Below are 26,670 nucleotides of genomic sequence, written 5' to 3'. Positions count from 1 at the left end.
CCAGGGGGCAAAAACCGACCTGAAAAATCCAGATTATCAACCTGTCACGAAATCGTGCTGATTTGCGGATTCCGCAGGTGCAGGAGGGGGGGGATGTTCAAAGGGCAGCCCGCGTGGGGCTGCCCGATTGTCGCCGACTCGCCAGTCGCGGATCAGAGTTTGTAGCTGACCTGTTTCACATCCGCATCCGGCGCGGTCTTCTGGCTGCGCACCCGCAGGCGGTTGAGCGCGCCGACATAGGCCTTCACCGAGGCGAGGATCGTGTCGGTATCGGCAGCCGAGCCGGTCACGATGCGCCCATCCTCCTCCAGACGTACGGACACGGTCGCCTGCGCGTCGGTGCCCTCGGTCACTGCATGGACCTGATAGAGCTTCAGCTTCGCCTTGGTCGGGTAGATCGACTTCACGCAGTTGAAGACTGCATCAACCGGGCCGTCGCCTTCGGATTTGCAGCTTTTCTCTTCGCCATCGACGAGCATCTTCAGCTCGGCTTCCTGGCCGTCCGAACCGCAGACCACGCGCAGCCATTTCACTTGCAGGTAGTCGTCCGCCGTGTTCGCGGCGGTGTCCGACATCAGCGCGATCAGGTCGTCGTCGTAGATCTCTTTCTTGCGATCGGCCAGCGCCTTGAAGCGCACAAAGACATCGTTGAGCTGGTTGTCGGCCAGATCATAGCCGAGATCGTTGAGCTTCGAGCGCAGCGCGGCGCGGCCCGAATGCTTGCCCATCGCGATATTGGTCTCGGTGATGCCGATATCGGAGGGTTTCATGATCTCGAAGGTCTCGACGTTCTTCAGAACGCCGTCCTGGTGGATGCCGCTTTCATGCAGGAAGGCGTTCTTGCCGACGATCGCCTTGTTGAACTGCACCGGGAAGCCCGAGACCTGCGCCACGCGGCGCGAGATGTTCATGATCTTGGTGGTGTCGATGCCGGTGTCGTAGGGCATGATGTCGTGGCGCACCTTCATCGCCATCACCACCTCTTCGAGCGCGGTATTGCCCGCGCGCTCGCCCAGACCGTTGATCGTGCATTCGATCTGACGTGCGCCGGCGTCGACTGCGGCCAGCGCGTTCGCCGTCGCCATGCCCAGATCGTTGTGGCAGTGAGTGGCGAAGATGATCTCATCGGCGCCCGGCACGCGCTCGAGCAGCATGCGGATCAGTGCAGCGGACTCGGCCGGTGCGGTGTAACCCACCGTGTCGGGGATGTTGATCGTCGTGGCCCCCGCCTTGATCGCGATCTCGACGACGCGGCAGAGGTAATCATGTTCGGTCCGGGTCGCATCCATCGGCGACCACTGCACGTTGTCGCACAGATTGCGCGCATGCGTCACCGTTTCGTGGATCACTTCTGCCATCTGGTCCATGTCGAGGTTCGGGATCGCACGGTGCAGCGGCGAGGTGCCGATGAAGGTGTGGATGCGCGGCGATTTGGCGTGCTTCACCGCTTCCCAGCAGCGGTCGATATCGGGCAGCTTCGCGCGTGCAAGGCCGCAGATCGTGGAGGTCTTCGCCCGTTTCGCGATATCGCTCACCGCCTCGAAGTCGCCGATCGAGGCGATCGGGAAACCGGCTTCGATGATGTCGACGCCCATCTCGTCGAGCAGGTCGGCGATCTCGAGCTTCTCGTCATGGGTCATCGTCGCACCCGGCGATTGCTCGCCATCGCGCAGGGTGGTGTCGAAAATCAGAACGCGGGATTTGTCGGTCATGGTCTGGGCCATCTGCTGTCTCTTTCGTCTTGGCTCTTAGCGTCAGTTGGTCCCGAAGGCCAGCATTGCGCGGTGGCTTTCGGAAGTTGTCCGGGCGCTGGATACCCCTGAGCGTTCGCGCCCGAAGGCACGCTCAGAGGCTGCTAAGAAGAAGGAGACCACGGGAGATCGCGCCACGGGCGCTGGCCCCGGCGGTCTGGATCTGGATATGAAAGTCCCGTGTCATGGGGCGCACTATAAGCGCCGAGCCCCAAATGGAAAGCAAAAAAGAAACCGCGCGGGGGGAGGCTGCGTAGCCTTGAGCGAGCAAAAAAGGGAGGTAGGCGTGACCCCTCAGGCAATCGTGATCGGAGATACGGGCGGGATCGGGGCTACGATCCGTGCCGAGTTGGAGGCGCGCAGCTACCGGGTGCGCGGTCTGTCGCGGTCGCGCGACGGCTTCGACGTGACGGACGAGGCGTCGATCGAGGCGGGGCTCGCCGGGATTGAAAGTCCGGTCGATCTGGTATTCGTGGCCTCGGGCGCGCTTGGCACGCCGGAGAAATCGCTCTCGCAGCTCACGCCCGGGGAACTCGCCAGCCAGTTCGCGGTGAACGCTATCGGGCCGGCGCTGGTTCTGAAACACGCAGCCCGCCTGCTCCCCCGTGACCGGCCCGCGCGCTTCGCGGCGCTCTCGGCACGGGTGGGCTCGATCGGAGATAACCGGCTGGGCGGGTGGTATAGCTACCGCACCTCCAAGGCCGCACTGAACCAGCTTTTGCACGGGGCTGCGATCGAACTGGCCCGCAGTCACAAACATCTCGTGGTCGCGGCCCTCCATCCCGGCACGGTCGACACGCCCTTCACCGCCGATTACCCGCGCGACAAACTCGCCCCCGCCGAGGCCGCGCGGCGTCTGCTCGATGTGCTCGACGGCCTGAGCCCGGCGCAAACCGGTGGCTTCTTCGACCATGCGGGCAAGGAGATCCCCTGGTGAGCGACGGTAAACCCTGCCTGATCGCGGTGCTCGGCGATCAGCTCAGCCCTGAGGGCGCGGCTTTGCGCGCGGGGGACAAGGCGCGCGACGTGGTGGTCATGGCCGAGGTGCGCGAGGAGGCGACCTATACCGGCCATCACAAGCAGAAACTCGCCCTGACCTTCGCCGCGATGCGCCGCTTTGCCGATGAGCTGGAGCGCGACGGCTGGCGCGTTCTCTATACGAAGCTCACCGATGCTGAGAACGCGGGCTCTCTCGTCGGAGAATTCGCGAGGCGTGCCGAGGAGGTCGGGGCAGAGGAGGTCCTGACCCTCGCGCCCGGTGAATGGCGCCTGCGCGAGACGTTCGACAGCGCGCCCATTAAGATCCGCCAGTTGCCCGACGACCGCTTCATCTGCTCGGAGAAACGCTTTGCGGATTGGGCCAAGGGTCGCAAGGAGCTGCGCATGGAGTGGTTTTACCGCGAGATGCGCCGCGAGACCGGCCTACTGATGGAGGGTGACGATCCGGCGGGCGGCACCTGGAATTACGACAAGGAGAACCGCAAGCCCGCCCAGCCAGATCTCTTCCGCGAGCCCGCGCCCACATTCCGCAAGGATACGTTGGTGCAAGAGGTACTCGACATGGTCGCGGCGGAATTTCCCGACAATTTCGGCACGCTGGAGGAATTCAACTGGCCCGTCAGCCGCGCGCAGGCGGAACGCGCGCTGGAGCATTTCATCTCCCACAACCTTTGCGATTTCGGCCCCTATCAGGATGCGATGCTGGAGGATGATCGGCTCCTCTATCACTCGCTCCTGTCTTCGTGCCTCAATCTCTGCTTGCTTACCCCGCGCGAGGTGTGCGACGCGGCCGAAGCGGCCTACAGGGCGGGCAGGGCCCCGATCCAGTCTGTCGAGGGGTTCATCCGTCAGATCCTCGGCTGGCGCGAATATGTCCGCGGGATCTATTTCCTCGAAGGGCCCGATTACACGTCCCGCAACGCGCTGAACCACAAACGCGACCTGCCATGGTTCTACTGGTCGGCCGAAACCGACATGGCCTGCATGAAAGCCGCGATCATCCAGACACGCGATCTCGCCTATGCCCATCACATCCAGCGGCTGATGGTGACAGGGAATTTCGCGCTGCTGGCGGGCATCGATCCGCGCCAGGTGCAGGATTGGTATCTCGCCGTCTATATCGACGCTTATGAATGGGTGGAGGCGCCCAATACGGCAGGGATGAGCCAGTTCGCCGATGGCGGGGTCATCGCCTCGAAACCCTATATTTCCTCGGGCGCCTATATCGACAAGATGTCGGATTATTGCGGGGGCTGCGCCTATGCGGTGACGGCGAAGGAGGGCGAAGACTCCTGCCCGTTCAACAGCCTCTACTGGCATTTCATCGACCGCCATCGCGCCCGGTTCGAAGGGAATGCCCGAATGAAACTCGTCTACCGCAACTGGGACAAGCAGGACGAAGCGACGCGCGAAGGCAAGCTGAAGACGGCCGAAGCCATTCTCGCCAAGCTCGACGCCGGTGCGCGGATCTGATCGTCCGCTACCCCTTCGAGTTGGTAAAAATATCCCCGCCGGAGGCTCCCGCAGCTGTCACGAGCGCACGGGCCGGGAGTTGCGCGCTCAATTGCCCGCGGGCGTGTCCTGCGCGGGCGCGCTCTCGGCGGTGTCGGGGCTGGGCGGCGCGCTCGTCTCCGCGCCTGTCCCCCCGCCGGTCGCGAGCGCATCATTCGTCCACTGGCCCTCGGCGGTCTTGCCCGAAGCATAGGTCATCTTGCCTTGCCCCTCGCGCTTGCCATTGGTGAAATTGCCCTCGTAGACATCGCCATTGGCATAGACCGCCCGGCCTGCGCCGTCGATCGCACCATTGCGCCACTCACCCTCGTAGACGAACCCGTCGGGCATCGTCAGCTTGCCCGTTCCGTCGCGCTGGCCGCGCTTGAACCCGCCCTCATAGATCGTGCCGTCGGCATAGTGCGCGATACCCTGGCCGTCGCGCTGGCCATCGGCCCAGTCGCCCTCATAGGTATAGCCGTCGGGATAGGTCATCTTGCCGCGCCCGTCATTGCGCGCGTTCTTGAACTCGCCCTCATAGACGAGCCCGTTGGCGTAATGCGCGATGCCGGTGCCCTCGATCACTCCCGCGACCCAGCCGCCCTCGTAGCTCGAGCCGTCGGGATAGGTGATCTTGCCTTGGCCGTCGGGCTGGTCGTTGAGGAAATGGCCCTCGTAGATCGAGCCGTCCGGGTAGGTGGCGCGGCCTTCGCCTTCGATCCGGCCCTCGTTCCAGTCGCCGGCATAGACATAGCCATCGGTGCCGCGGAAGGTCCCGGTGCCGTGGCGTTTGTCGAGCAGGAACTCGCCGGTATAGATATCGCCATTGGCATAGGTCACGCGGCCCCTGCCGTGGCGCTTGCCGCCCGCCATCTCGCCTTCGTAGACATCGCCATTGGGTTGGGTCAGCGTTCCCATCCCGTTCATTTGCCCGTCTTTCCACTGCCCGACATAGCTCAGCCCGTCGGTCATCGTCAGCGTACCCTCGCCATCGCGCTGGCCGTTTGCCATCTGGCCTTCATAGGTCGAGCCGTCGGGATAGGTGATCTTGCCCACCCCCTGCTTGATCCCGCCCAGCCAGTCGCCCTCGTAGCGATAGCCGTTCGCACTCTCGAGCGTGCCCTTGCCGTCATGCATCGCATCGCGGAACTGGCCGGTATAGGTTGAGCCGTTGGCGTAACGGGCGGTCCCGGTGCCGGTGATCTGGCCGTTGAGCCAGTCGCCCTCATAGGTGCCGCCGTCGGCAAAGGTGATCTTGCCCTTGCCATTGGGTTTGCCGCGGGCGAATTCGCCCTCGTAGACGGAGCCGTTGGGAAAGCGTGCGCGGCCCTGACCGCGGATCTCGCCCATCACCCATTCGCCCTCGTATTCATAGCCCGAGGGAAGCTTGTAGGTGCCGTAGCCGTCCTGCTTGCCGTCGGTGAAGGTGCCCTCGTAGAGCCCGCCATCCTCGTATTGCTTGGTGATCACGTCCTTTGCGAGCGCGGCCTGAGTGCCGAGCCCGACGAGAAATGCCAATGCGACGGTGCGAAGCTGCGCCCCTGCCATGCCTGCCCTCGATCCTGCTGCCCTCGGCTGCGCGGCGGATTCGTCCCGCGCGGCCCTTTTGCAAAGGTTAAATGCCGCGCCCGGGGGTGACAAGCGCGCAAGGTGCCGTCCGCTTGGCCAGGCGTTCGGCAGGCCGCTCACGCCAGGAGTAGCGGTGCGCCAAGCCAGTCGCGCAGCCCTTGGGTAATCTTCTCGGGCTGTTCGAGCGGGCTCATGTGGCCAGCGCCCAGGATCAGCCGGTATTCCGCATGGGGCATCAGCTCGGCAAGGAATTCATGGCGGCGCGGCGGGCAGATGCGGTCATATTCGCCGCACATCAAAAGCGCCCGCGTCTTGGTGTTGCGCAGTGTGCGTTGCAGATCGGGGCGGCGCATCAGCGCGCGCGACTGGCGCTCGAACGCGTCGGGGCCGAGAGCGGCCGCCATTTCCAGCATCAGCGCCTGTACGGTGGCGCGGCCCGCGCCGGGGGCGAGCGAGTCGGAGGGGATCTCGTCGAGCATCATCTCGTCGAGCCGCCCCGTGCGCGCCCCCACGATCCGGGTCTCGCGGCTGGCGGCGACCTGCGGCGTCTCGGGTAAGGGCGAGACATCGATCAGCGCGAGTTGGCTGACGCGCTCGGGCGCGCGGCGCAGGATCTCGATTGCCACCACGCCGCCCAGCCAGTGTCCGGCGAGCGCAAAGCGTGTGGGGGCATCGGCCAGTACCGCCTGCGCCATCTCCTCGATGGTAGAGCCGCGCAACCGCGCGACCATCACGCTGCGTTCACTCGACAGGTCCTGCAACTGGTGCCAGAACAGGCGTGCATCGCACATGAAACCGGGCAGGAAGACCAGCGGGTCGTTGGGCATGGCTCGAAACCTCTTTCGCGGCGCTTTTGCGCTCTGTTGAGGCGGAGTGTGCCGCAAGCCCGCTGGGCTGGCAAATTGAAAACCGCTGGGCGGCGGATCACAGCCGCTCGATCACCTCGGCAAGCGCCGTCTCGATCAGTGCCAGACACTCGGGCGTCGAGAACCGGTGATCGGCGCCCTTCACCAGCGTCAGCCGCATGTCGTCGCCCTCGGCATGATCGAGAAGGCGGATCGCGGTTTCGGTGCTCACAGCATCGTCGGCCGTACCTTGCAGGAAGCGGGTCGGGAAGGGGAGCGACAGGGGCGTGCGCAGCACGAGCCGGCTGCGCCCCTCGTTGATCAGGCGGCGCGTGATCACATAGGGCTCGCCGTATTCCGATGGCACCGCGACCGAGCCTTCCGATTCGAGCTTGTGGCGCGTCTCCTTGTCGAAGCTCGCCCAATAGCCGTCTTCGGTGAAATCGGGCGCGGCGGCGATGGTCACGAGGCCGGCAACCCGCTCGGGATGCTCGCGTGCCATCAGCAGCGATATCCAGCCGCCCATCGATGAGCCCACGAGAATTTGCGCCCCCTCGGTCAGCGCCATGATCGTATCGCGCGCGTCCTCGAACCAGTCACCGATCGCGCCGTCCTCGAACGCGCCGCCCGAGGCGCCGTGGCCGGAATAGTCGAGGCGCAGGAAGGCGCGGCCCTCGCGCTTGGCCCACTCCTCGAGTGCGATCGCCTTCGTGCCTTCCATGTCCGATTTGAACCCACCCAGGAACACGACGCCCGGGCCTTTGCCGGGGGTGCGGTTATAGGCGATGCGGCGGCCCTCGGGCGTGTCGAGATAATCGGTCATGCGCTCCTCCGTGGCAAAGTCGCGCCCAGCCTAGCGCCGGGCGCGAGAGGCCTCAAGCCACGCTCCGCGATCCTCCCGATGGGCCGAGAGCCGCACGCTACGACCAAGGTCTAATTGCCGCGACGGGCCTGTGTGGGTGCTAATGGTCGACATTCTTGAGTCACTAGGGAGGATATCATGGCCTGGGCGAAACCCGTTCTGCGCGCAATCGACTGCGGTATGGAAATCAACATGTACGGTCCGGATTCGGGCGACGAGGGCGGCGTCCTCTTCTGAGGCGTGCTTTCGGCGCGGGGAGGGCCGAATGACACTTCACGCGCGGATCCTGGGGGCGGCAGCCGGAGGCGGCCTTCCCCAGTGGAATTGTGGTTGCACGAATTGCAATCTTGCGCGGGCCGGGGAAATCCCGGCCCAGACGCAAAGCTCGGTCGCGGTCAGCGGCAACGGGCGGGACTGGGCGATCCTGAACGCCTCTCCAGATATTCGCGAACAGATGGCGCGCACCGCCGAGCTGCACCCGACGGGGCTGCGCGACCTGCCGCTTCGCTCGGTGCTGGTCACCAATGGCGATATCGACCATGTGGCGGGCCTGCTGGTGCTGCGCGAAAGCCAGAACTTCACGCTTTTCGCCACGCCCGAAATCCATGCGGTGCTCGGGGCGAACCCGATCTTCGATGCGCTGCGGCCCGATTGCGTGGCCCGCGCGCCGGTCGCGCTCGATACGCCATTCGAGCTTGCGCCCGACCTGAGCGCGCAGCTCTTTGCTGTGCCGGGCAAGGTGCCGCTCTATCTCGAGGGCGCCGAGGTCGTGACCGATCTGGAGGGCGAGCAGACCGTGGGGGTGGAGTTGCGCGCAGGAAAAACCCGCGCGTTCTACATTCCGGGCTGCGCGAAACTGACCCCGGCGCTTGCGGCGCGGCTGAAGGGCGCCGATCTCGTGATGTTCGACGGCACGCTCTGGTCGGATGACGAGATGATCGCCGCGGGACTGAGCGCCAAGACCGGGCGGCGCATGGGGCATATCTCGATCTCGGGGCCCGAGGGCAGTCTCGCCGCTTTCGAAGGGCTCGGCATCGCCAAGCGCATCTTCGTGCACATGAACAACAGCAACCCCGTGCTGCGCCCGGATTCGCAGGAACGCGCCCGCGTCGAGGCGGCGGGCTGGATGATCGGGCAGGACGGGATGGAGGTAAGGCTATGACCCAGACACGCGAGGCCTTCGAGGCCCGCCTGCGCCAGATCGGTGCGGAGCGCTACCACGACAAGCACCCGTTCCACGATATGCTCCACTCGGGTCGTTGCACCCCCGATCAGGTGCGCGCCTGGGTGATCAACCGCTATTACTATCAGCATACGATCCCGATGAAGGATGCCGCCTTCATGTCGCGTGTCGAAGAGCCGGCGCTGCGAAGGGCATGGCGCTCGCGCATTGAGGATCACGATGGAACTGCCGAGAACGAGGGCGGGATCGAGCGCTGGTTGCGGCTGGCCGATGCGGTGGGACTCGACCGCGACTACGTGGCCTCGCGGCAGGGCGTGCTTCCCGCGACGCGGTTCGCCTGTGACGCCTATGTCCGGTTCGTGCGCGACAAGACGCTGCTCGAGGCCGTGGCCTCCTCGCTGACCGAACTTTTCGCGCCCGCGATCCATGCCAACCGGATCGAGGGGTTGCTCGCGCATTACGATTTCGCCGATGACCGGTCGCTGTCCTATTTCAAGCGTCGCCTGTCGGAGGCGCCCAAGGATGTGGCCTTCGGGCTGAAATGGGTGCTCGATCATGCCGATACGCAGGAAAAGCAGGATGCGGCGGCGGCGGCGCTCGAGTTCAAGACCGATGTGCTCTGGGCCCAGCTCGATGCGCTCCATTCGGCCTATGTCGCGCCTGCGCGCATCCCGCCCGGGGGCTGGCAGCCCGGCACGCATCTGATCCGGGTCGCGGCATGATCGCCCAAGGCGCGATCCCGGTGATCCCGCGCGGGGTCCGGCTGCATCGCGATGCGGTGCGCGACCGCTGGGTGCTGCTTGCGCCGGAGAAGACCATCGCCCTCGACGAGATCGGCCACGCCATCCTCTCGCGCATCGACGGGCGGACGGATTTCACCACGCTGATCGACCGACTCGCAGCGGATTATGCCGCTCCGCGCGAACAGATCGCGCCGGATGTCTCGGGCTTCATCGAAGCGCTGGCCGAGCGTCGCATCCTGGAGGTCGCATGAGCCGCATTCCGCCCCCGATGGCCATGTTGGCCGAGCTGACCCACCGCTGCCCTCTGGCTTGTCCTTATTGTTCGAACCCGCTCGAACTCGAGGCGCAGGAGCGCGAATTGTCGACCGAGGACTGGACGCGGGTCTTTGCCGAGGCCGCAGAGCTGGGCGTGCTGCAACTCCACCTTTCGGGGGGCGAGCCCGCGACCCGGCGCGACCTGACCGATCTGGTGCGCGCCGCGCGCGAGGCGGGACTTTACACCAATCTCATCACGTCGGGGATCGGGCTGACGCGGCGCAGGCTCGAGGAACTCGACACGGCGGGGCTTGATCATGTCCAGCTGTCCTTGCAGGGGATGGATGCGGAACTGGCCGACAGGATCGGCGGCTACAAGGGCGGGTTCGCGCGCAAGATGCAGGTAGCGGGCTGGATCGGCGAGATCGGCTTTCCGCTTACGCTCAACGCGGTGCTGCATCGCCAGAACCTGCATCAGCTGCCGCGCGCGCTGGAGATGGCGCAGGAGATGGGCGCGCGTCGGATCGAGGTGGCGATCGTGCAATTCTACGGCTGGGCGATGAAGAACCGCGCCGCCCTGATGCCGACACGCGAACAGGCCCGCGAAGCCGAGGCGCTTGTGGCCGAGGCGCGCGAGTCGCTCAAGGGTAAGCTGGTGATCGATTTCGTCCCCGCCGACTACCATGGCGACTATCCCAAACGCTGCATGAATGGATGGGGGTCGGTCGGGCTCAACATTGCACCAGACGGCTTGGTCCTGCCCTGCCATGCGGCGCGCACCATTCCGCATCTGGAGTTCTGGACGGTGCGGGATCGTTCGCTGCGCGAGATCTGGTACGACAACCCCGCCTTCAACGCCTATCGCGGCGATGACTGGATGAAGGAGCCCTGCCGCAGTTGCGAGCGCAAGGCAATCGACCTTGGAGGCTGCCGCTGTCAGGCGCTGGCCATCGCGGGCGATCCCGCGGCGGCTGATCCGGTCTGCGTGAAATCGCCAGCTCATGCGAAGATGCGGGCGATGGCGGAGGCGTTCAACGCCGAGGGCGAGAGCGCCGAGCTGACCTATCGCCATTACGCCTGAGGTACGTTTCTCCTCGCGGCCCCGAGGGGATCGTTCCGGGTTTCGGAACTCAGCGAGCGCGCCTGCCGCACCCGCTCACCTGCGCGATTGCAAGGGGCGCGCGGTCAGGATAAACGAGCGCGCATGAGCAACCGTCCCGCCCTCCCGCCCGAAATCGCCCGTCGCCGCACCTTCGCGATCATCTCGCACCCGGATGCGGGCAAGACCACCCTGACCGAAAAGTTCCTGCTTTTCGGCGGCGCCATCCAGATGGCCGGACAGGTGCGCGCCAAGGGCGAGGCACGGCGCACGCGCTCGGACTTCATGAAGCTCGAGCAGGATCGCGGGATCTCGGTCTCGGCCTCGGCGATGTCGTTCGAATACGGCACCTATCGCTACAACCTCGTCGACACGCCCGGCCACTCGGATTTTTCGGAAGATACCTACCGGACGCTGACCGCCGTGGACGCCGCGATCATGGTGATCGACGGGGCGAAGGGCGTGGAGAGCCAGACCCGCAAGCTCTTCGAGGTCTGCCGCCTGCGCGACCTGCCGATCCTGACCTTCTGTAACAAGATGGACCGCGAGAGCCGCGAGACCTTCGAGATCATCGACGAGATCCAGGAAAACCTCGCGATCGACGTGGCCCCGGCCTCCTGGCCGATCGGCGTGGGCCGCGAATTTCTCGGCTGCTACGACATGCTGCATGACCGGCTGGAACTGATGGACCGGGCGGATCGCAACAAGGTGGCCGAGTCGATCAAGATCAGTGGTCTGGACGACCCGAAACTGGCCGAACATGTGCCTGCCGATCTGCTGGAAAAGCTGCGCGAAGAGGTCGAGATGGCCCGCGAGCTGCTGCCGACCTTTGACCGCCAGAGCTTCCTCGAAGGGCATATGACCCCGATCTGGTTCGGCTCTGCGATCAACAGCTTCGGTGTGAAGGAGCTGATGGACGGGATCGGCGAATTCGGCCCCGAGCCGGAGGTCTTCCACACCGCCGAACGCGACGTGGCCCCCGAGGAGAAGAAGGTCGCGGGCTTTGTCTTCAAGGTGCAGGCCAATATGGACCCCAAGCACCGCGACCGCGTGGCCTTCGTGCGCCTCGTCTCGGGGCATTTCGAGCGTGGCCAGAAACTCTTCCATGTGCGTTCGAAAAAGCCGATGGCGGTGTCGAACCCGGTTCTGTTCCTTGCCGCCGACCGCGAGCTGGCCGAAGAGGCCTGGGGCGGCGACATCATCGGTATCCCGAACCACGGCCAGCTGCGCATCGGCGATGCGCTGACCGAGGGCGAGACGCTGCGCTTCACCGGCATCCCGAGCTTCGCGCCCGAACTGCTGCAATCGGTGCGCGCGACAGACCCGATGAAGGGCAAGCACCTCGAAAAGGCGCTGATGCAATTCGCCGAGGAGGGGGCTGCGAAGGTCTTCAAACCCGCGATCGGCTCGGGCTTTATCGTGGGTGTCGTCGGCGCGCTGCAATTCGACGTGCTGGCAAGCCGGATCGAGCTGGAATATGGCATCCCCGTGCGTTTCGAGCCCTCGCAATTCACCTCCGCGCGTTGGGTGCAGGGCGACAAGGTGGCGGTCGAGAAACTGGTGAACGCCAACAAGCAGCACATCTCCTACGACCATGACGGCGACATCGTCTTCCTGACACGCCTGCAATGGGACATCGACCGCGTGGTGCGCGACTATGAGGGTGTCACGCTGAGCGCGACCAAGGAGATGATGCAGTGACCACCACCCCGCTGCCCCCCGAGCTTGTGTCGATCCTGTGCAACGAGGCCAGCGCCCCAGATGATGTGCGCACGGTCGAGGCGTTGGTGGCGTTGTGGCTTGCCGACAACGAGGTCGAGCCGGAGGATGAGAGCTTCCCCTGGTCGGTGCTCTGCGTCTTCGAGCTGCGCGAACATCCCGAAGTGCTTTGGGGGTTCATCCGCAAGGCGCTGACGGATGCCACGACCGTCTGGCAGGTCGTGATGCTGGCCGCGGGGCCGCTCGAGGATCTGATCGCCGATCATGGCGCGGAGTTCATCGACCGGATCGAGCGCGAAGCCCGCCATTCCGCGCGGTTCCGTTTCGCGCTGACCGGCGTCTGGCCGCAGGGCGAGGGTGATCCCGAACTGTGGGCGCGGATCGAGAAAGCCCGTGCTCTGGCGATGGATACCGGCATCGACATGGGCGGCCCGCTGCCCGCGAAGTGATGCGCACCTGCTCGGGCGTCAGTTGGCGTAAATCACAGTTCCGCGCCTGACCTGTGCACCTGCGCGCCTCCGACCTAGCTCTGAAACAGGAGGAGGTCATGGCGCAAATCTCTCGTTTCTTGGGGAAAAGGATCGCGCGGTTTCTGCAAAAGCAGACGCGGTACTACAAACCGTTCGGTGTGATCCCGACCCGCGCGCTGCGCGCCACGCTGCGCCCCGGTGACGTGCTTCTGGTCGAGGGCGACCGGCGGATTTCGGCGGCGATCAAATATCTGACCCATTCCACCTGGTCGCACGCGGCCTTCTACACCGGAGGCCCGCCGGGGGGCGAGCTGATCGAGGCCGATCTGGAGGCGGGCGTGCGGATCACGGGCCTGTCCGAATATGCGCATCTCAACACCCGGATCTGCCGCCCCATCGGGTTGGAACATGCCCAGCTGGAAGCAGTCATCGACTACATGCAGGCCGCGGTCGGGCGCAGCTATGATCTGAAGAACGTGGTCGATCTCGCGCGATACCTGCTGCCGCGCCCGCCCGTGCCGCACCGGTTCCGGCGCCGGATGCTGGCGTTAGGCTCAGGCGATCCGACGCGGGCGATCTGCTCGACCGTGATCGCCGAGGCCTTCCATTCGGTCCACTACCCGATCCTGCCCGATATCGAGCAAAGCTCGGAAGATGCGCAGCGCGAGATCCTGCATATCCGGCATTACTCGCTTTTCACGCCGCGCGATTTCGACCTCTCACCCTATTTCGAGGTCATCAAGCCGACGCTGGAGGCGGGGTTTGATTTCCGCAAATTGCCCTTGGCGGAGTGAGGTGGAGGGTTCGGGAGCCTCCGGCGGGGATATTTGAAGCAGTTGGAAGATCTGTTTCCACACATTCCAACTGCTTCAAATATCCCCCGCGGAGCGTCCTGCCACCACCACGGGCGCAGGCTTACATCGAGAAGGAGATACCGCAGCCGCAGGAACTCGAGGCGTTCGGGTTCTCGATCACGAAACGCGCGCCGATCAGCTCGTCGGTGAAATCGATGGTGGCGTTTTCGAGGAAGGGCAGGGAGACCGGGTCGATCAGTACCTTCTGGCCCGCGCCTTCGAGCACGATATCGTCGCTGGCCGCACTCTCTTCGAGCTTGATGTCATATTGAAAGCCCGAACAGCCGCCACCCTCGACGGCCACACGCAGCGCTTGGGGTGCATCACGACCTTCGTTGATTTCCGCCAGCCGCGCGAAGGCGCGATCGGTCACTTTGGGGGGCAGTTGCATCGGAGTGGCCTTCCTGGCCCCGCAGGGCCTGTATTTCCGTCACATCCGAGATATAGGAGGGGCGAGGCGTGCCGACAAGACGAGGTTTTTCCAGTGCTCAAGCCCTATGCCTGCCAGCCCGGCGAGAGCCGCGGGCGGCTTCATCCCGAAAGCATGTCCACCTTCCGCTCGCCCTTCCAGCGCGATCGCGACCGGATCATCCATTCCTCGGCGTTTCGGCGGCTCAAGCACAAGACGCAGGTTTTCGTCGAGCATGAGGGCGATTATTACCGCACGCGACTGACACACACGATCGAGGTGGCGCAGGTGGCGCGCACCATCGCGGGGGCCTTGGGGCTCAATACCGATTTGGCCGAGGCGGTGGCGCTGGCGCATGATCTGGGGCACCCGCCCTTCGGGCATACGGGCGAGGACGCGCTGGCCGAGCTGATGGCGCCTTACGGCGGGTTCGATCACAACGCGCAGGCGCTGCGGATCGTGACCAAGCTCGAAAAGCACTATGCCGGGTTCGACGGGTTGAACCTGACCTGGGAAACGCTCGAGGGCATCGCCAAACACAACGGGCCCGCGATTTCCGACAAGGGCGGCTCGCACAGCTTTCCCAGCCGCGATCAGCTTCCCTACGCGCTGGCCGAGGTCGATGCGCAATGGGATCTGGAGCTGGAGACCAATGCGTCGGCCGAGGCGCAGGTGGCGGCGGTCGCCGATGACGTGGCCTATAACCACCACGACCTGCACGATGGCTTGCGCGCGGGGCTCTTCACCGAAGAGGACCTTTGCGAGTTGCCGATGATCGGCGAGTGTTTCGCGGAAGTGGATCGCCTGCATCCCGGGCTTGATCGCTCACGCCGCCAGCACGAGGCGCTGCGCCGGGTCTTCGGCGTCATGGTCGAGGATGTGATCCATGTGGCCGAGAACCGTCTGACCTCGCTCGGGCCGCAATCGGTCGACGATATCCGACACATGGACGGTCCGATCATCCGCTTCTCGAAGCCGCTCTATCAAAGCCTCAAGGTGCTCAAGCAGTTTCTGTTCCAGCGCATGTATCGCGCGCCCTCGGTGGTGGTGGAGCGCAAGCGCGTGACCGAAATGGTCAACGCGCTCTTCCCGCTGTTCATGGAGCGCCCCGAGCTTCTGCCCGAGGATTGGCAGGACGAGGTGGCGCTTGCCCGGATCGCGGGCGGGGATCGCACGCGCCCGGAGGCAAAGCAGGCGCTGGCGCGGGTGGTGCTCGATTACGTGGCCGGGATGACCGACCGTTTCGCGATTCAGGAATATGAACGGCTGATCGGACGCAATATCTGAGCGGAACAACTTTCCTGTGGTTTCTGTTAGTCTGGTGACGAACAGCAACAGGAGGGAACGCCATGATCCGCAAACACGCATCCGCCCATTGGGAAGGCACGATCAAGGGGGGCGGCGGCACCATCTCGACCGAGAGCGGCGCGCTCGACGCTCAGCCCTACGGGTTCAACACGCGGTTCGAGGACAAACCGGGCTCGAACCCCGAAGAGCTGATCGGGGCGGCGCACGCGGCGTGCTTCTCGATGGCGCTGTCGCTCGGGCTGGAAGAGGCCGGGGTAAGCGACGTTGTGATCGACACCAAGGCAGAAGTCTCGCTTGAGAAAAAGGACGATGGGTTCGCCGTGACGAAATCGGCCTTGAGCGCGACGGTGAAGGGCACAGGCGACGAGGCCGCGATCCGCAAGGCGGCGGAAGACGCGAAGGCCGGCTGTCCGATCTCCAAGCTGCTGAAGTGCGAGGTCACGCTGGATTTGACGATCGGCTGAGGCCGGTTCGTGTGAGAGGAGAGGGCGCCCCGCGGGGCGCTTTTTCGTTTTCCGGGGGGAGGGTCGGGCGCGGCCCGGGGCTGGTCGCTCCGCGCGATCAGAAATTCTGGGTGGGCTTCTTTAGTCTGCGGTTGATTGTATTGGCCCGGCCTGGATCAGTCCCGTCAGCGGTCCAGGCAGCGAACCCCGCCCTTGTCTCCCGGCCCGGCTTGACGCTACACCCGTGCCAGACCCAAGCCGGAGCTGCCGACCATGAAAATCGCCACGTTCAACATCAACGGCATCAAGGCCCGTCATCAGGCGCTGGTTGACTGGCTCAAGGAAGCCGAGCCCGACGTGGCGCTGCTCCAAGAGATCAAATCGGTCGACGAGGCCTTCCCGCGCGAGCTGTTCGAGGAGCTGGGCTATCAGGTCGAAACCCACGGCCAGAAGAGCTTCAACGGGGTGGCGATCCTGTCGAAGCTGCCGCTCGAGGATGTGACGCGCGGCCTGCCGGGCGATGACAGTGACGAGCAGGCCCGCTGGATCGAGGCGACGGTGGTGGGCGTGCGCGCGGTGCGGCTGTGCGGGCTTTATCTGCCCAACGGCAATCCGGTCGAGTTCGACGACACGGGCGCTCCGCTCGAAGGCGGTAAATACGCCTACAAGCTGAACTGGATGGCGCGGATGAAAGCGCGGGCCGAGGAATTGCTCGCCACTGAAGAGCCGGTCGTGATGGCGGGCGATTACAACATCATCCCGCAGGACGAGGATGCGGCGAAGCCCGAAGCCTGGCGCGGTGATGCGCTGGCGCTGCCGCAAAGCCGGGCGGCTTTTCGCGAGATCCTCAATCTCGGCTTCACAGAGGCTTTCCGTGCTCGCGTGCAGGGGCCGGGGCATTATTCGTTCTGGGATTATCAGGCGGGGGCCTGGCAGAAGAATAACGGCATCCGGATCGACCACCTCCTTTTGTCGCCGCAAGCGGCCGACCTGATGCGAGAGGTGGGCATCGACAAGGAAACCCGCGGCCGCGACAAGCCCTCCGATCATGTCCCGGTCTGGATCGAGCTCGACGCCTGATCCGAATTGCCGCAACGTCACTTCCTCGGCCTCGTCGCGACTGTGCATAGTGGCGGCGGGAGAGAGGAGACCCTGAATGCAAGACAAGATCAGTCGGCACCCGGTGCCGCAACTCGCCGATATGCCCGAGGATATCCGCACGCGGATCGAGGCGGTTCACGAGAAGGCCGGGTTCATCCCGAATATCTTCCTCGCGCTGGCGCACAGGCCCGATGAATTTCGTGCCTTCTTCGCCTATCACGACGCGCTGATGGAAAAGCCCGGCAACCTGACCATTGCCGAGCGCGAGATGGTCGTGGTGACGACTTCGGCGGCCAACGAGTGCCAGTATTGCGTGATTGCCCATGGGGCGATCCTGCGGATCCGTGCCAAACACCCGCTGATCGCGGATCAGGTCGCGGTAAACTACCGCAAGTCCGAGATCACGCCCCGGCAGCGCGCGATGCTCGATTTCGCGATGAAGGTGAGCCTGCGGGCCCAAGAAGTCGAGGAGGCCGATTACGAGGCGCTGCGCGCGCATGGGTTCACCGACGACGATATCTGGGATATCGGCGCGATCACCGCGTTTTTCGGCCTGTCGAACCGGTTGGTGAACATGGCCGCGATCCCGCCGAACCCCGAGTTCTACGCGATGGGGCGCTGAGCCCCTCTGGTCTTTGCCCATCCGCGCGGTCTAGGCTCCGGCGAAACCAGCCAGAGGAAACGCGCGATGGGCGAGATCTTGATCCGGGGCGCCGAGGTGATCGTCACGATGGACGGCACCCGGCGCGAGCTGAAGGGCGCGGATCTGCTGATCCGAGACGGGAAGATCGTGGCGGTCGGTCCGGGGCTGCGAAGCGCGGGCGAAGTGGTCGAGGCCAAGGGGTGTGTCGTCACGCCGGGGCTCGTGAACACCCATCATCACCTCTACCAGACGCTGACCCGCGCGGTGCCGGGAGGGCAGGATGCGCTGCTCTTTGGCTGGCTCCAGACGCTCTATCCGATCTGGGCGAAGATGGGCCCCGAGGAGATCCGCGTCTCGGCACAGGTGGGCCTCGCGGAACTGGCTCTGACAGGCTGCACGACCAGCTCGGATCACCTCTACATGTATCCCGGGGGCGCGCGGCTGGAGGATACGATCGAGGCCGCCGCCGAACTGGGCCTGCGTTTTCACCCCACGCGCGGCGCGATGAGCATCGGCGAGAGCGACGGGGGCCTGCCGCCCGACAGTCTGGTGGAGCGCGAAGAAGCGATCCTGAACGACTGTATTCGCGTGATCGACGCTTTCCACGATGCCGGCGAGGGCTCGATGTGCCGGGTTGGGGTCGCGCCGTGCTCACCCTTCTCGGTTTCGCGCGAGCTGATGCGCGATGCGGCCCTGCTGGCGCGCGACAAGGGCGTGATGCTGCACACCCATCTGGCCGAGAATGACGAGGATATTTCCTATTCGCTGGAACAGTTTGGCTGCCGTCCGGGGCAATATGCCGAGGATCTGGGTTGGACGGGTGACGATGTCTGGCACGCGCATTGCGTGAAACTGGATGGGGCCGAGATCGACCTCTTCGCGCGCTCGCGCACGGGTGTCGCCCATTGCCCGTGCTCGAATTGCCGTCTGGGTTCGGGGATCGCGCCGGTGCGCCAGATGCGCGATGCGGGGGTGAAGGTGGCGCTGGGCGTCGATGGCTCGGCCTCCAACGATGCCGGGAACCTGATCGGCGAGGCGCGCATGGCGATGCTGTTGCAGCGGGTGCAGAACGGCGCCGATGCGATGGCCGCGCGCGAGGCGCTGGAGATCGCGACGCTGGGCGGCGCGCAGGTTCTCGGTCGGCCCGATTGCGGCGTGCTCGCGCCCGGCAAACGCGCGGATGTGGCGATCTGGGATATCTCGGGGCTGGAGGCGGCAGGCGCATGGGACCCGGTCGCGGCGCTGGTGCTGTGCGGGCCGCCCAAGGTGAAACATCTCTTCGTCGAGGGCCGTCAGGTCGTGCGCGACGGGCAGGTCACCACCATCGACCTGCCTCGGGTGATCGAGATGCAAAACCGCCTCGCCACGCGCCTCATGGGCTGAATTTCTCGCGCCTCACGCCACCTGCGGCGCTTGCAATCCGCAGCAGGCGACGGCGGTCACCGGCAAGGGCGGCCTCCATCATTCCCGACAGCCCTCCGCGCGCTTTCAGATGCGGGGCGAGCTCGGAATGGCCGAGTTCGGGAAATATCAGGTGATCGATATGGTCCGCTTGCGGGAAGGGCAGAGCCTGCGCGAGATCATCGCGCGCGCCGTGACACAGGATCGTCCAGCAGCTCTCGGGCGGGACCGGCGCGGTGGGCCATCGGAAATGTGTGATCCTGCACGTCCAGCGCGCCCAGCGTCTTTCTAGGGGTATGCCGTCGGGCGCCACGGAGTATTGCGGCCCCAGAGCGAGCACCGTGTCGATCTTGAGAACCTGCGTTGCCGCGAGCGCCGAGAAGGCTCCCATGGAAAGCCCCACCGCCGCGACGCGCCGAACCGGGCGGCGCGCGGTGACCTGCTCCAGCGCCGTCCGCAGGGCCGCGGCAAAGCCCGGATCATTCGCCCAGCTGCGGTGCGTATCCACCACGAACAGTGCCCGGCGCGGATGGACTGGCGTGCCGCGCCCGGTGGCGGTCGCCACGAATTCGGGCGAGGGCGGGCGGTCCGCATCATGGCCGATCGAGGAGAAGGCGATCACCAGATCCTCGCCAGTGCCATCGAGAAAATCGACGCTGTAGGGGGCGCTGTGATGGAGGCGCTCGAACTGCATCCGGCCTCAGCCCAGCACCGCAGGCAGAAGGAGCCGCACGCGCAGCCCCGGCGCGATGTTTTCCAGCTCCAGCGCGCCGCCCACGGCCTCGGCGATCTCCGCCGAGATCGAGAGACCCAGCCCATGTCCGCCCTGATCGGCCCGCGCTCCGCGCTTGCGCATCTCGTCGATCCGCGAAGGCTCGATCCCCGGCCCGTCATCCTCGACCGCAATCTCGATCTGCGCGCCCAGATCGCGGGCGCGGATCGTGACGTGGCTCTTGGCGTGGCGGCTCGCATTCTCGACGATCGCGCCAAGCGCCTCGGTCAGGTCGTCGGAGTCGATCGCGGCGAGAGGGGCGCCGTTCGCATCGATCTGCCAGCTCAGTTCCGCGCCTTGCGGAGTGCGGCTGACGACCGAGACGACGCGTTCGATCACCGGGCCCACCCGCGTTTTCGCCGCCCGGCTGCGTCCTGCAAGGCGCGTTCGGGTCAGCTCGCGGTCGACATGGCGGCTCATCGCGGCGGCGATTTCCTCGATCGAGTGGGCCGCGCCGTCCTGCCCGCTCTCGCGTAGCCGATCGGCCTCGCCCAGAAGCGCCTGAAGCGGCGTCTTGAACCCATGCGCGAGATCGGCGGCGCGGCGGCGGGCGCGGTCGAGCTCGTCTTCGCGGGCCGCGATCAGCGCATCGACCTCGGCCACGAGCGGGGCCACCTCCTTCGGGAAATCCTCTCCCATCCGGTTCTGCTTGCCCGAGCGCACCGCCGCGACGCGCTCTCCGATCGTTGCGAGCGGGCGCAGGCCGATGAACAGCTGGGCCCAGCCTGCCGCGATCAGCGCCGCCGCGAGGATCGCGTTATAGGGCAGAAGGTCACGCAGGAAAGCGCGTCGGGCCTCTTCGAGATCGGCGGTGGTCAGCGCGACCGCCACGCGGCTCACACCGCCGCCAAGGCGGTCGGGAAGTGTCACGATCCGCTCAAGCGTCAGCAACGCGCCGTCCGACGGGTCGGGCAGGATATGGGTGTGGATCTGCCCGTCGGGCAGCTCATCGGGGGGCAGCGGCAGCACGTAGTCCCACAGCGAGCGCGAGCGCAACACCGCCGTCCCGGTATCGACCTGCCAGTAGAGGCCGCTTAACGGCTGCTCGAAACGCGGATCGGTGGGAGGTGTCTCAAGCCCGAGCGCGCCCTGCGCATCGCGCCCGAGCCCAGCCACGACCTGATCGAGCTGAACCGAGAGTTCCGCCTCGGCGCGGCGCTGGACATGGGCCGCGAAAAGTGTGGTCAGCGCCGCCGAGGTGAAGGCCAGCGCCACGACCACCGCCACCGCCCCCGCAAGCGCAAGCCGCAGGTGCAGCGAGGGCCGCGTCACGCGCCGCTCCCTTCGAGGAAATAGCCAAATCCGCGCCGGGTGCCGATCACGCCGGGGCCGAGTTTGCGCCTGAGCCGCGCGATCACCGCTTCAAGCGCATTCGCCTCGCGCGCGTCATCGTCGCCATAGAGATGTTCGAGCAGCTCTGTCGGCGGCACCACCCGGTCGCGATGGAGCATCAGGTAAGACAGTAGCCGATATTCGAGTGCCGTGGCAGGCACGGGAACACCGTGGATCGAGACGCTCATGCGGTTTGCATCGAGCATCAGCTCGCCCGCGCTCTGCATCGCGGTGGCGCGACCGGCCGAGCGCCGGATCAGCGCGCGCGCCCGCGCGATCACCTCCTCCATGCGGAAGGGTTTGGGCAGGTAGTCGTCCGCGCCCGCGTCGATCCCCTCGACCCGCTCGGTCCAGGCGCCGCGTGCGGTCAGCACCAGCACCGGCATATCGCGACCATTGGCGCGCCATTTCTTGAGAACGCTCAGCCCGTCCATTCCGGGCAGGCCGAGATCGAGGATCACGAGGTCATAGGATTCGGTGTCGCCGAGGAACCACGCGTCCTCGCCATCGTCGCAGATCTCCACGAGGAAGCCCGCCGCCTCCAGCGCCGTTTTCAGATCTGCCGCGATCCGCTGGTCATCCTCGACCGCCAAGACGCGCATCAATTCCCCTCGTCGAGACCGCTTTTCCCTGCCTTAGCAATCGGCAAACCGGTGGCGGCGTCAACCTCGAGTTCAAGAAGACGGCCTTCGGGGGTGATTAGCTTGAGCGCGTAGATGTAGCGGTCCGCAATCTGTTCGAGATCGACCTTGATGACGCGCCCGCGCTGATATTCACGCAAGGTGGCGAGGATGCGGTTGAGCGGCAGGATCTCGTTGCGTTCCACCGCCGAGCGGGCGCGGTCATGATCCGCTGCGCTCGCACCGCCACCATTGCCCCCGCCATTGCCGCCTCCGCCATTGCCCGCGCCGCCGCCCGAACGCTGGGCGAGGGCCGGACTGGCCAGCAGCAATACAAGAAGGAAGGTGACGACGGATTTCATCCGGACTCCATAGCCAAACGGACCTGACAGGACGCTGACAGCGCGCGTCAGGATGGTGTCAGGGCGAGCATGGCAGAACGGGGTCATCGAGGCAAACACGCCTCACAGCGATTCGTAGGAGTACGACATGAAACGCACCATTCTCTTCACCACCGCGCTCACCGCGGCCCTCGGTCTGGCCTCGCTCTCGCCCGCTCTGGCGCAAGGGCCGAACGGATCGGGCGGCGGCAAGGGCGCTGGCGGCGGAGCCGGTGTCTCGGCGCAATCGGGCGATGTGCTGCAGCTCAAGACGCAGACCCGCACCCGCACCCAGACGCAGACGCAAAATCGCTACCAGATTCGCGATGGCGAACTGGGTCTGGGCACGGTGAGCGCCTATCGCGACCAACTGCGCGATGCGGTCCGCATCCGGAATTCCTGGGTGACCGACACGATCGAGACCGTCGAGGAGTGATCGCCGGTGACGGTCGCGCCGTCCGCCCCCGGCCGTGATGCGGCGAGAGGCACCCGCTCGGCCAGAAGCCGGGAAGGTTAGGGAGGGCGCGACCGTTGCCGTCCGGACGCCGCTGCGGCGTGCCGGGACATAGGGGCCGTTGGTGATGCCCGTCATCACCTGCGCGACGCGAGGAGTGCCCGCCCGGCTCTCTTTCCTCGCGGCGGCGGTCCTGACCCCGGCAGCCGCGATGCGGCTCCTGCGGGGGGCTGCGGAGCGTCGCTTGGCGCGCTCCGCAAGCCTGCCTCCGATCCTGACCCACCCGCTGGGCTCCCCCGAGGGGGCGTCTTGCAGGCGCGTCAGGCGCCAGATCGATACCATGCACGGGCCTCGTTCCCCGGGCCTTCAGGCCCTCACCCCACCCCTGGCCGCGCATGGTCGGGCAAGCCCCCAACCCCTGTCCCCCGGGGCTTGCCCGAAAATTCCTTCGCAATCTTCGAGGCAGTCGGGCCGTGGTTCCATCCTGTTCGCGATTGCCGCCTGCGTCTCGCGGCGATGCTCCATCCCGATCTCTGCGCTTTTCGGTGCTGCGGCAGAATGAACTCTTGCGTTCACCCGTCGCATTCTTAATCTCTCACCCGAATGCGAGGTTTCGTGAGGGACGCGTGAGACGCTCGACAGAACGAATGGCCCGATGGTTGGTTTCGGGGCGGGTGCTTGCACTCGTCGCGATGCTGCTTCAGGCCCTGTTCTATGCCGACCATATCGGCGCCGCGGCAGCGGCCGAGTTCGGGCGCGCAGCGCCCGGTGCGCGTCTCGGTCTCCTCCAGATCTGTACGGGCGAGGGGATCGTCCTGATGACGCCGGACGGGCGGGTCGTTTCGAACCCGACCGCGCCCGCCGGGTCGACGGGACATGGCCATGGCTCCAACAGCGATTGTGCCGTCTGCTCGAGTGCGAGCGTGTGCGGTTTCGACGCGCCGAAGGCCACTCCCCTGCCGATCTTCGCGGCCCAGCTGGCCCCCGCGCCCTTCTTGTCCCTTCGGGCGCAGGCCGGGCTCAAGCTGCACCGCGATACCCAGACCCCGATCCGGGCTCCTCCCGTAGGCTGATCGCGGCCCTTCGCGACCCGTTATCCGTGGGCGCGCATGAACCGCATGCACATCAAATCGTGACATTCAGCTTAATGACATCGGCTTTGCCGGGTACCGACATGCCCCGCGTTCAAGGCCTAGGAGGAAAACCATGAACCGCCGTACCTTCCTGCTCACCACCTCGACCGGGGTCGCTCTCGCCGCCGCACAAAGCGCGCATGCCGAGGGCCAGATGATGCAGCAGATGCCCTGGGAATGGACCGACGAGAACGGTCTCGCCCGTTTTCTGAAGAAAGACACCAACCCGCTCGAGAACGAGTTCGAGAAATATCCGCGCTGCCCCTATTGCGGCATGATGCGCCAGATGTTCAGCCATACCCGTCAACTCATCGTCTATGAGGACGACACGGTTGACGGAACCTGCTCGATCCACTGCTCGGCGATCTCGCTGTCGATCAACATGGATCGCGGTCCGAAGACGATCTACGCCGGCGATGCAGGCTCGGACGAGAAGATCAAGCCGCTGGCCGATACCGCCACCATGACCTTCGTGATCGACAGCACCAAGCCCGGTACGATGACCGGCTCGTCGAAATGGGCCTATGCCGACAAGGCCAAAGCCGAGGCGGCCGCATCGGCTGGCGCCCAGTTGACCGATTTCGACGGAGCGCTGACGGTGGCCTATGTCGACATGGCCAAGGACACGATCAACATCCGCAAGCGCCGCGCCGAGCGTCGCCTGAAAGCGGGCGAGATGAAAAAGCCCGAGTAAGGCCGCGTCCCTCGACGAGCGGGGCCGGAGAGATCCGGTCCCGTCTCCCTGCCGACACGATCCGCGAGGTCCGCCGCCCCGGCGATGACCGCCCCGCGCCCGAAAGGAAACTCCCCTGATGTGCAATCACCAGAACCCGCGCCCCTCGCGCCGCCGGATGCTGAGCCTGATGGCCGCCTCGACCGCGGCGCTGGGGCTGGGTGTGCGCCCGCGCCTCGCGCAGGCCGCCGCCACCCCGATCGACCTGCCGAAACCCGGCCCCAAGGATACCTGCCCGGTCTGCGGCATGTTCGTGGCCAAATATCCCGAATGGGTCGCGACCGTGCTTTATGCCGACGGCCATGCCGATCACTTCGACGGGGCGAAGGATTTCTTTAAATACCTGCACGATATGGAGAAATACGCGCAGGGTCGCACCGCCGATCAGATCACCGGGATGGGCGTGACCGAGTATTACTCGCTCAAGATGATCGAGGCGCATGGGGCGATCTACGCGATCGGCTCGGATGTGCTCGGTCCGATGGGGCATGAACTGATCCCGCTGATGAACGAGGCCGATGCGAGCGACTTCCTGAAGGACCATAAGGGCAAGCGGACGCTCGCCTTTGACGAGGTCAAGGACGATCTCCTGACACGTCTCGATAACGGCCAGACCGACTGATGCAGGTCCGCCGTCTCACGACCCCGGTGTTCCTCGCTCTCGGTGCGCTTGGCGCGCTGTTGGCGATCGAACTCTATTACACCGCTTTCGCCAGTGCTGCGCGCAACACGCGGCTGGCGAAGGAAGCGGGGCTCGTGCGGGCGCTGGGTTTGACCGACACGGCGCTGTTCACCGAGGCGCGCTATACCCGCCATCCCGCGCTTGCCGATCTCAATACCCCCTTTCAGGATCACCCGATGGGCTTTGACCACTTTCCCTCGGGCACGATCGTGCCGGTGCCGGATCTGCCCGGGAATGGCTGGCTGATCTTCCAACCGGAGGCCAAGAAATGACCCCGTGGCTTCGCCGCCAGCGCGCGCTGGCCGATTACACGCTCGCATCGCTCGCGCGGCGCAAAGGCAAGAATATCGCGCTGGTCGCTGTCTATGCGATCGTCGTTTTCGTGCTGGCCTCGGCGATGTTCTTCGCGGCCTCGCTGCGGTTAGAGACCTCTGCGGTGCTGCGCGACGCACCCGAGGTGACGGTGCAGAAGATCACGATGGGACGGCAGGATCTGATCGACGGCGCGGTGGCCGACGAGATCGGCAAGATCCGTGGCGTGACTTCGGCCAAGCCCCGGCTCTGGGGCTATTATTATGACCGGATCGTGGGGGCCAATTACACGGTGATGGTGCCCGACGATCCCGAGATGATCCCCGAACCCGGTTCGGTCATCGTGGGCGAAGGCATCCCGCGCGCGCGTGGCTTCAAATGGTCCGGCGCGCCCTTGTTCCTCTCGCGCTACGAGGGCGATCTGAAACGTTTCAACGTCGCGCGCGCCTTCGAGAGCGACTCCGCGCTGATGACCTCGGATCTGATGCTGATGAACGAGACCGATTTCCGCGATTTCTTCGAGATCCCGGCCGGCCTTTATACCGATGTCGTGGCCACGGTCCGCAACCCCAACGAGGTCGCCACCATCGTCGAGAAGGGTTCGAACGCGCTGCCGCAGATGCGCTTCGTCACCCGCAGCGATATCGAGCGCACCTATCAGAAGCTCTTCGATTGGCGCGAGGGCTTGCTGGCCGCTCTGGCCGCCGCGGGCATCCTCGCCTTCGTGATCTTCGCGGCTGAAAAGGCCTCGGGCCTCTCGGCCGAGGAAATGCGCGAGATCGGTATTCTCAAGGCGGTGGGCTGGGACACGCGCGACGTGATCGCGATGAAGCTCTGGGAGGGTGGGTTGGTCTCGCTCGGGGCGTTCCTGCTCGGCACCGTGACCGCCTTTGCTCATGTGTTCTTCTTCGGCGCGCCGCTCTTTGCGCCGATCCTGAAAGGTTGGGCGGTGATCTATCCCGATTTCGCCCTCGCGCCGCATGTGGATGGGCTCGAGCTTCTGACCTTGGCGCTTCTGACCATCGTGCCTTACATCGCCGCGACGCTGGTGCCGATCTGGCGCGTGGCCTCGGGCGATCCCGATGCGGTCATGCGGTGAGGAGGGAA

The 26,670-nt window shown here is 65.4% G+C and carries 30 protein-coding genes; 21 read left to right on the top strand and 9 right to left on the bottom strand.

From position 1 onward, the window contains the following. Positions 1–152: 152 nt before the first annotated feature. Positions 153–1,712: a 2-isopropylmalate synthase gene (locus BMI90_RS12310; protein WP_078529966.1), complete on the bottom strand. Its 1,560-nt coding sequence runs from the start codon at positions 1,710–1,712 to the stop codon at positions 153–155. Positions 1,713–2,037: 325 nt separating this feature from the next. Here BMI90_RS12310 and BMI90_RS12305 point away from each other — a divergent pair, with 325 nt between their 5' ends. Together BMI90_RS12305 and BMI90_RS12300 are read left to right on the top strand one after the other, a co-directional pair. Beyond that, the gene (locus BMI90_RS12305) at positions 2,038–2,688 is read left to right on the top strand and encodes an SDR family NAD(P)-dependent oxidoreductase (RefSeq protein ID WP_246831548.1); all 651 of its coding nucleotides are present in this window, start codon (positions 2,038–2,040) and stop codon (positions 2,686–2,688) included. Next, on the top strand, positions 2,685–4,223 hold the full coding sequence (locus BMI90_RS12300; RefSeq protein WP_078529790.1) for a cryptochrome/photolyase family protein: 1,539 nt from the start codon (positions 2,685–2,687) through the stop codon (positions 4,221–4,223). The genes BMI90_RS12305 and BMI90_RS12300 overlap by 4 nt, the downstream gene beginning before the upstream one ends. Before the next feature lie 87 nt (positions 4,224–4,310). On the opposite strand, the gene BMI90_RS12295 is transcribed toward BMI90_RS12300, so the two are convergent. The 3 genes from BMI90_RS12295 to BMI90_RS12285 all read right to left on the bottom strand — a co-directional run bounded on the left by BMI90_RS12295 (position 4,311) and on the right by BMI90_RS12285 (position 7,478). Continuing rightward, positions 4,311–5,789 carry a 2-isopropylmalate synthase gene (locus BMI90_RS12295; protein WP_078529789.1) on the bottom strand — a complete coding sequence of 493 codons (1,479 nt, stop codon included), beginning with the start codon at positions 5,787–5,789 and terminating at the stop codon, positions 4,311–4,313. A gap of 137 nt (positions 5,790–5,926) precedes the next feature. Further along, on the bottom strand, positions 5,927–6,637 hold the full coding sequence (locus BMI90_RS12290) for an alpha/beta hydrolase (protein ID WP_078529788.1): 711 nt from the start codon (positions 6,635–6,637) through the stop codon (positions 5,927–5,929). Between the two features lie 97 nt (positions 6,638–6,734). Continuing rightward, positions 6,735–7,478 carry an alpha/beta hydrolase gene (locus BMI90_RS12285; RefSeq protein WP_078529787.1) on the bottom strand — a complete coding sequence of 248 codons (744 nt, stop codon included), beginning with the start codon at positions 7,476–7,478 and terminating at the stop codon, positions 6,735–6,737. 177 nt (positions 7,479–7,655) lie between these two features. Between BMI90_RS12285 and pqqA the strand changes: the two genes are divergently transcribed. From pqqA to BMI90_RS12245, 8 genes are all read left to right on the top strand, one after another. After that, the gene (gene pqqA / locus BMI90_RS12280; RefSeq protein ID WP_038079365.1) at positions 7,656–7,754 is read left to right on the top strand and encodes a pyrroloquinoline quinone precursor peptide PqqA; all 99 of its coding nucleotides are present in this window, start codon (positions 7,656–7,658) and stop codon (positions 7,752–7,754) included. Positions 7,755–7,782: 28 nt separating this feature from the next. Further along, positions 7,783–8,679 carry a pyrroloquinoline quinone biosynthesis protein PqqB gene (pqqB, locus tag BMI90_RS12275; RefSeq protein WP_078529786.1) on the top strand — a complete coding sequence of 299 codons (897 nt, stop codon included), beginning with the start codon at positions 7,783–7,785 and terminating at the stop codon, positions 8,677–8,679. Then, positions 8,676–9,422 carry a pyrroloquinoline-quinone synthase PqqC gene (gene pqqC / locus BMI90_RS12270; RefSeq protein WP_078529785.1) on the top strand — a complete coding sequence of 249 codons (747 nt, stop codon included), beginning with the start codon at positions 8,676–8,678 and terminating at the stop codon, positions 9,420–9,422. Before pqqB ends, pqqC begins: the two co-directional genes overlap by 4 nt. Beyond that, a complete protein-coding gene (pqqD, locus tag BMI90_RS12265; protein WP_078529784.1) occupies positions 9,419–9,694 on the top strand; it encodes a pyrroloquinoline quinone biosynthesis peptide chaperone PqqD in 276 nt (91 codons plus the stop codon). Before pqqC ends, pqqD begins: the two co-directional genes overlap by 4 nt. Next, positions 9,691–10,779, top strand: coding sequence for a pyrroloquinoline quinone biosynthesis protein PqqE (pqqE, locus tag BMI90_RS12260; RefSeq protein WP_078529783.1), 1,089 nt, complete (start codon positions 9,691–9,693; stop codon positions 10,777–10,779). The genes pqqD and pqqE overlap by 4 nt, the downstream gene beginning before the upstream one ends. A gap of 123 nt (positions 10,780–10,902) precedes the next feature. Continuing rightward, entirely contained in the window at positions 10,903–12,498 is a 1,596-nt protein-coding gene (locus BMI90_RS12255) for a peptide chain release factor 3 (RefSeq protein WP_078529782.1), read from the top strand. Beyond that, positions 12,495–12,965 carry a DUF6869 domain-containing protein gene (locus tag BMI90_RS12250; protein WP_078529781.1) on the top strand — a complete coding sequence of 157 codons (471 nt, stop codon included), beginning with the start codon at positions 12,495–12,497 and terminating at the stop codon, positions 12,963–12,965. The genes BMI90_RS12255 and BMI90_RS12250 overlap by 4 nt, the downstream gene beginning before the upstream one ends. Positions 12,966–13,063: 98 nt before the next feature. Continuing rightward, complete coding sequence (locus tag BMI90_RS12245; RefSeq protein ID WP_078529779.1) at positions 13,064–13,780, top strand: lipo-like protein; 717 nt, start codon at positions 13,064–13,066, stop codon at positions 13,778–13,780. Between the two features lie 121 nt (positions 13,781–13,901). Here the strand turns inward: BMI90_RS12245 and BMI90_RS12240 are convergent, their stop codons facing one another. Further along, a complete protein-coding gene (locus BMI90_RS12240; protein ID WP_078529777.1) occupies positions 13,902–14,231 on the bottom strand; it encodes an iron-sulfur cluster assembly accessory protein in 330 nt (109 codons plus the stop codon). 93 nt (positions 14,232–14,324) lie between these two features. Here BMI90_RS12240 and BMI90_RS12235 point away from each other — a divergent pair, with 93 nt between their 5' ends. The 5 genes from BMI90_RS12235 (at position 14,325) to BMI90_RS12215 (ending at position 19,127) form a co-directional block, all read left to right on the top strand. Continuing rightward, entirely contained in the window at positions 14,325–15,536 is a 1,212-nt protein-coding gene (locus BMI90_RS12235; protein ID WP_078529775.1) for a deoxyguanosinetriphosphate triphosphohydrolase, read from the top strand. A 62-nt stretch (positions 15,537–15,598) separates the two neighbouring features. Then, on the top strand, positions 15,599–16,021 hold the full coding sequence (locus tag BMI90_RS12230) for an OsmC family peroxiredoxin (protein WP_078529773.1): 423 nt from the start codon (positions 15,599–15,601) through the stop codon (positions 16,019–16,021). A 252-nt stretch (positions 16,022–16,273) separates the two neighbouring features. Continuing rightward, positions 16,274–17,080 carry an exodeoxyribonuclease III gene (xth, locus tag BMI90_RS12225; RefSeq protein ID WP_078529771.1) on the top strand — a complete coding sequence of 269 codons (807 nt, stop codon included), beginning with the start codon at positions 16,274–16,276 and terminating at the stop codon, positions 17,078–17,080. A 76-nt stretch (positions 17,081–17,156) separates the two neighbouring features. Next, entirely contained in the window at positions 17,157–17,723 is a 567-nt protein-coding gene (locus BMI90_RS12220) for a peroxidase-related enzyme (RefSeq protein ID WP_078529769.1), read from the top strand. Positions 17,724–17,789: 66 nt separating this feature from the next. Further along, complete coding sequence (locus BMI90_RS12215; protein ID WP_078529767.1) at positions 17,790–19,127, top strand: 8-oxoguanine deaminase; 1,338 nt, start codon at positions 17,790–17,792, stop codon at positions 19,125–19,127. On the opposite strand, the gene BMI90_RS12210 is transcribed toward BMI90_RS12215, so the two are convergent. From BMI90_RS12210 to BMI90_RS12195, 4 genes are read right to left on the bottom strand one after another with little or no spacing between them, the layout of a single operon-like run. Further along, positions 19,117–19,839, bottom strand: coding sequence for a hypothetical protein (locus tag BMI90_RS12210; RefSeq protein WP_078529764.1), 723 nt, complete (start codon positions 19,837–19,839; stop codon positions 19,117–19,119). The genes BMI90_RS12215 and BMI90_RS12210 overlap by 11 nt on opposite strands. 6 nt (positions 19,840–19,845) lie before the next feature. Next, positions 19,846–21,189 carry a HAMP domain-containing sensor histidine kinase gene (locus BMI90_RS12205; protein WP_078529762.1) on the bottom strand — a complete coding sequence of 448 codons (1,344 nt, stop codon included), beginning with the start codon at positions 21,187–21,189 and terminating at the stop codon, positions 19,846–19,848. Further along, positions 21,186–21,851, bottom strand: coding sequence for a response regulator transcription factor (locus BMI90_RS12200; RefSeq protein WP_078529760.1), 666 nt, complete (start codon positions 21,849–21,851; stop codon positions 21,186–21,188). Before BMI90_RS12200 ends, BMI90_RS12205 begins: the two co-directional genes overlap by 4 nt. After that, positions 21,851–22,231 carry a PepSY domain-containing protein gene (locus tag BMI90_RS12195; protein ID WP_146642600.1) on the bottom strand — a complete coding sequence of 127 codons (381 nt, stop codon included), beginning with the start codon at positions 22,229–22,231 and terminating at the stop codon, positions 21,851–21,853. The genes BMI90_RS12200 and BMI90_RS12195 overlap by 1 nt, the downstream gene beginning before the upstream one ends. Positions 22,232–22,358: 127 nt before the next feature. Here BMI90_RS12195 and BMI90_RS12190 point away from each other — a divergent pair, with 127 nt between their 5' ends. The 6 genes from BMI90_RS12190 to BMI90_RS12165 all read left to right on the top strand — a co-directional run bounded on the left by BMI90_RS12190 (position 22,359) and on the right by BMI90_RS12165 (position 26,662). Beyond that, a complete protein-coding gene (locus BMI90_RS12190) occupies positions 22,359–22,685 on the top strand; it encodes a hypothetical protein (RefSeq protein WP_078529758.1) in 327 nt (108 codons plus the stop codon). A 665-nt stretch (positions 22,686–23,350) separates the two neighbouring features. Then, positions 23,351–23,776 (top strand): DUF2946 family protein, encoded by a 426-nt coding sequence (locus BMI90_RS12185; RefSeq protein ID WP_078529756.1) that lies wholly within the window; start codon positions 23,351–23,353, stop codon positions 23,774–23,776. Between the two features lie 133 nt (positions 23,777–23,909). Beyond that, on the top strand, positions 23,910–24,530 hold the full coding sequence (locus BMI90_RS12180; protein ID WP_078529754.1) for a nitrous oxide reductase accessory protein NosL: 621 nt from the start codon (positions 23,910–23,912) through the stop codon (positions 24,528–24,530). Between the two features lie 118 nt (positions 24,531–24,648). Next, a complete protein-coding gene (locus BMI90_RS12175; protein WP_078529752.1) occupies positions 24,649–25,191 on the top strand; it encodes a nitrous oxide reductase accessory protein NosL in 543 nt (180 codons plus the stop codon). Continuing rightward, positions 25,191–25,523, top strand: coding sequence for a hypothetical protein (locus BMI90_RS12170; RefSeq protein ID WP_078529750.1), 333 nt, complete (start codon positions 25,191–25,193; stop codon positions 25,521–25,523). The genes BMI90_RS12175 and BMI90_RS12170 overlap by 1 nt, the downstream gene beginning before the upstream one ends. After that, the gene (locus tag BMI90_RS12165) at positions 25,520–26,662 is read left to right on the top strand and encodes an ABC transporter permease (RefSeq protein WP_078529748.1); all 1,143 of its coding nucleotides are present in this window, start codon (positions 25,520–25,522) and stop codon (positions 26,660–26,662) included. Before BMI90_RS12170 ends, BMI90_RS12165 begins: the two co-directional genes overlap by 4 nt. Positions 26,663–26,670: the final 8 nt, after the last annotated feature.

It is taken from the genome of Thioclava sp. L04-15, assembly GCF_002020275.1.
GTDB lineage: Bacteria > Pseudomonadota > Alphaproteobacteria > Rhodobacterales > Rhodobacteraceae > Thioclava > Thioclava marina.
This window is presented reverse-complemented; position numbering and strand designations above follow the sequence as displayed.

Bases quoted from the DNA above. Each gene is read 5' to 3' on its own strand.
- pqqA (WP_038079365.1), top strand. From the start codon at position 7,656: ATGGCCTGGGCGAAACCCGTTCTGCGCGCAATCGACTGCGGTATGGAA.
- BMI90_RS12245 (WP_078529779.1), top strand. From the start codon at position 13,064: ATGGCGCAAATCTCTCGTTTCTTGGGGAAAAGGATCGCGCGGTTTCTG.
- BMI90_RS12180 (WP_078529754.1), top strand. From the start codon at position 23,910: ATGAACCGCCGTACCTTCCTGCTCACCACCTCGACCGGGGTCGCTCTC.
- BMI90_RS12185 (WP_078529756.1), top strand. From the start codon at position 23,351: ATGGCCCGATGGTTGGTTTCGGGGCGGGTGCTTGCACTCGTCGCGATG.
- BMI90_RS12190 (WP_078529758.1), top strand. From the start codon at position 22,359: ATGAAACGCACCATTCTCTTCACCACCGCGCTCACCGCGGCCCTCGGT.
- BMI90_RS12240 (WP_078529777.1), bottom strand. From the start codon at position 14,231: ATGCAACTGCCCCCCAAAGTGACCGATCGCGCCTTCGCGCGGCTGGCG.
- pqqD (WP_078529784.1), top strand. From the start codon at position 9,419: ATGATCGCCCAAGGCGCGATCCCGGTGATCCCGCGCGGGGTCCGGCTG.
- xth (WP_078529771.1), top strand. From the start codon at position 16,274: ATGAAAATCGCCACGTTCAACATCAACGGCATCAAGGCCCGTCATCAG.
- BMI90_RS12210 (WP_078529764.1), bottom strand. From the start codon at position 19,839: ATGCAGTTCGAGCGCCTCCATCACAGCGCCCCCTACAGCGTCGATTTT.
- BMI90_RS12295 (WP_078529789.1), bottom strand. From the start codon at position 5,789: ATGGCAGGGGCGCAGCTTCGCACCGTCGCATTGGCATTTCTCGTCGGG.
- pqqE (WP_078529783.1), top strand. From the start codon at position 9,691: ATGAGCCGCATTCCGCCCCCGATGGCCATGTTGGCCGAGCTGACCCAC.
- BMI90_RS12195 (WP_146642600.1), bottom strand. From the start codon at position 22,231: ATGAAATCCGTCGTCACCTTCCTTCTTGTATTGCTGCTGGCCAGTCCG.
- BMI90_RS12310 (WP_078529966.1), bottom strand. From the start codon at position 1,712: ATGACCGACAAATCCCGCGTTCTGATTTTCGACACCACCCTGCGCGAT.
- BMI90_RS12290 (WP_078529788.1), bottom strand. From the start codon at position 6,637: ATGCCCAACGACCCGCTGGTCTTCCTGCCCGGTTTCATGTGCGATGCA.
- BMI90_RS12230 (WP_078529773.1), top strand. From the start codon at position 15,599: ATGATCCGCAAACACGCATCCGCCCATTGGGAAGGCACGATCAAGGGG.
- BMI90_RS12255 (WP_078529782.1), top strand. From the start codon at position 10,903: ATGAGCAACCGTCCCGCCCTCCCGCCCGAAATCGCCCGTCGCCGCACC.
- BMI90_RS12175 (WP_078529752.1), top strand. From the start codon at position 24,649: ATGTGCAATCACCAGAACCCGCGCCCCTCGCGCCGCCGGATGCTGAGC.
- BMI90_RS12220 (WP_078529769.1), top strand. From the start codon at position 17,157: ATGCAAGACAAGATCAGTCGGCACCCGGTGCCGCAACTCGCCGATATG.
- BMI90_RS12285 (WP_078529787.1), bottom strand. From the start codon at position 7,478: ATGACCGATTATCTCGACACGCCCGAGGGCCGCCGCATCGCCTATAAC.
- BMI90_RS12170 (WP_078529750.1), top strand. From the start codon at position 25,191: ATGCAGGTCCGCCGTCTCACGACCCCGGTGTTCCTCGCTCTCGGTGCG.
- pqqB (WP_078529786.1), top strand. From the start codon at position 7,783: ATGACACTTCACGCGCGGATCCTGGGGGCGGCAGCCGGAGGCGGCCTT.
- BMI90_RS12215 (WP_078529767.1), top strand. From the start codon at position 17,790: ATGGGCGAGATCTTGATCCGGGGCGCCGAGGTGATCGTCACGATGGAC.
- BMI90_RS12165 (WP_078529748.1), top strand. From the start codon at position 25,520: ATGACCCCGTGGCTTCGCCGCCAGCGCGCGCTGGCCGATTACACGCTC.
- BMI90_RS12200 (WP_078529760.1), bottom strand. From the start codon at position 21,851: ATGCGCGTCTTGGCGGTCGAGGATGACCAGCGGATCGCGGCAGATCTG.
- pqqC (WP_078529785.1), top strand. From the start codon at position 8,676: ATGACCCAGACACGCGAGGCCTTCGAGGCCCGCCTGCGCCAGATCGGT.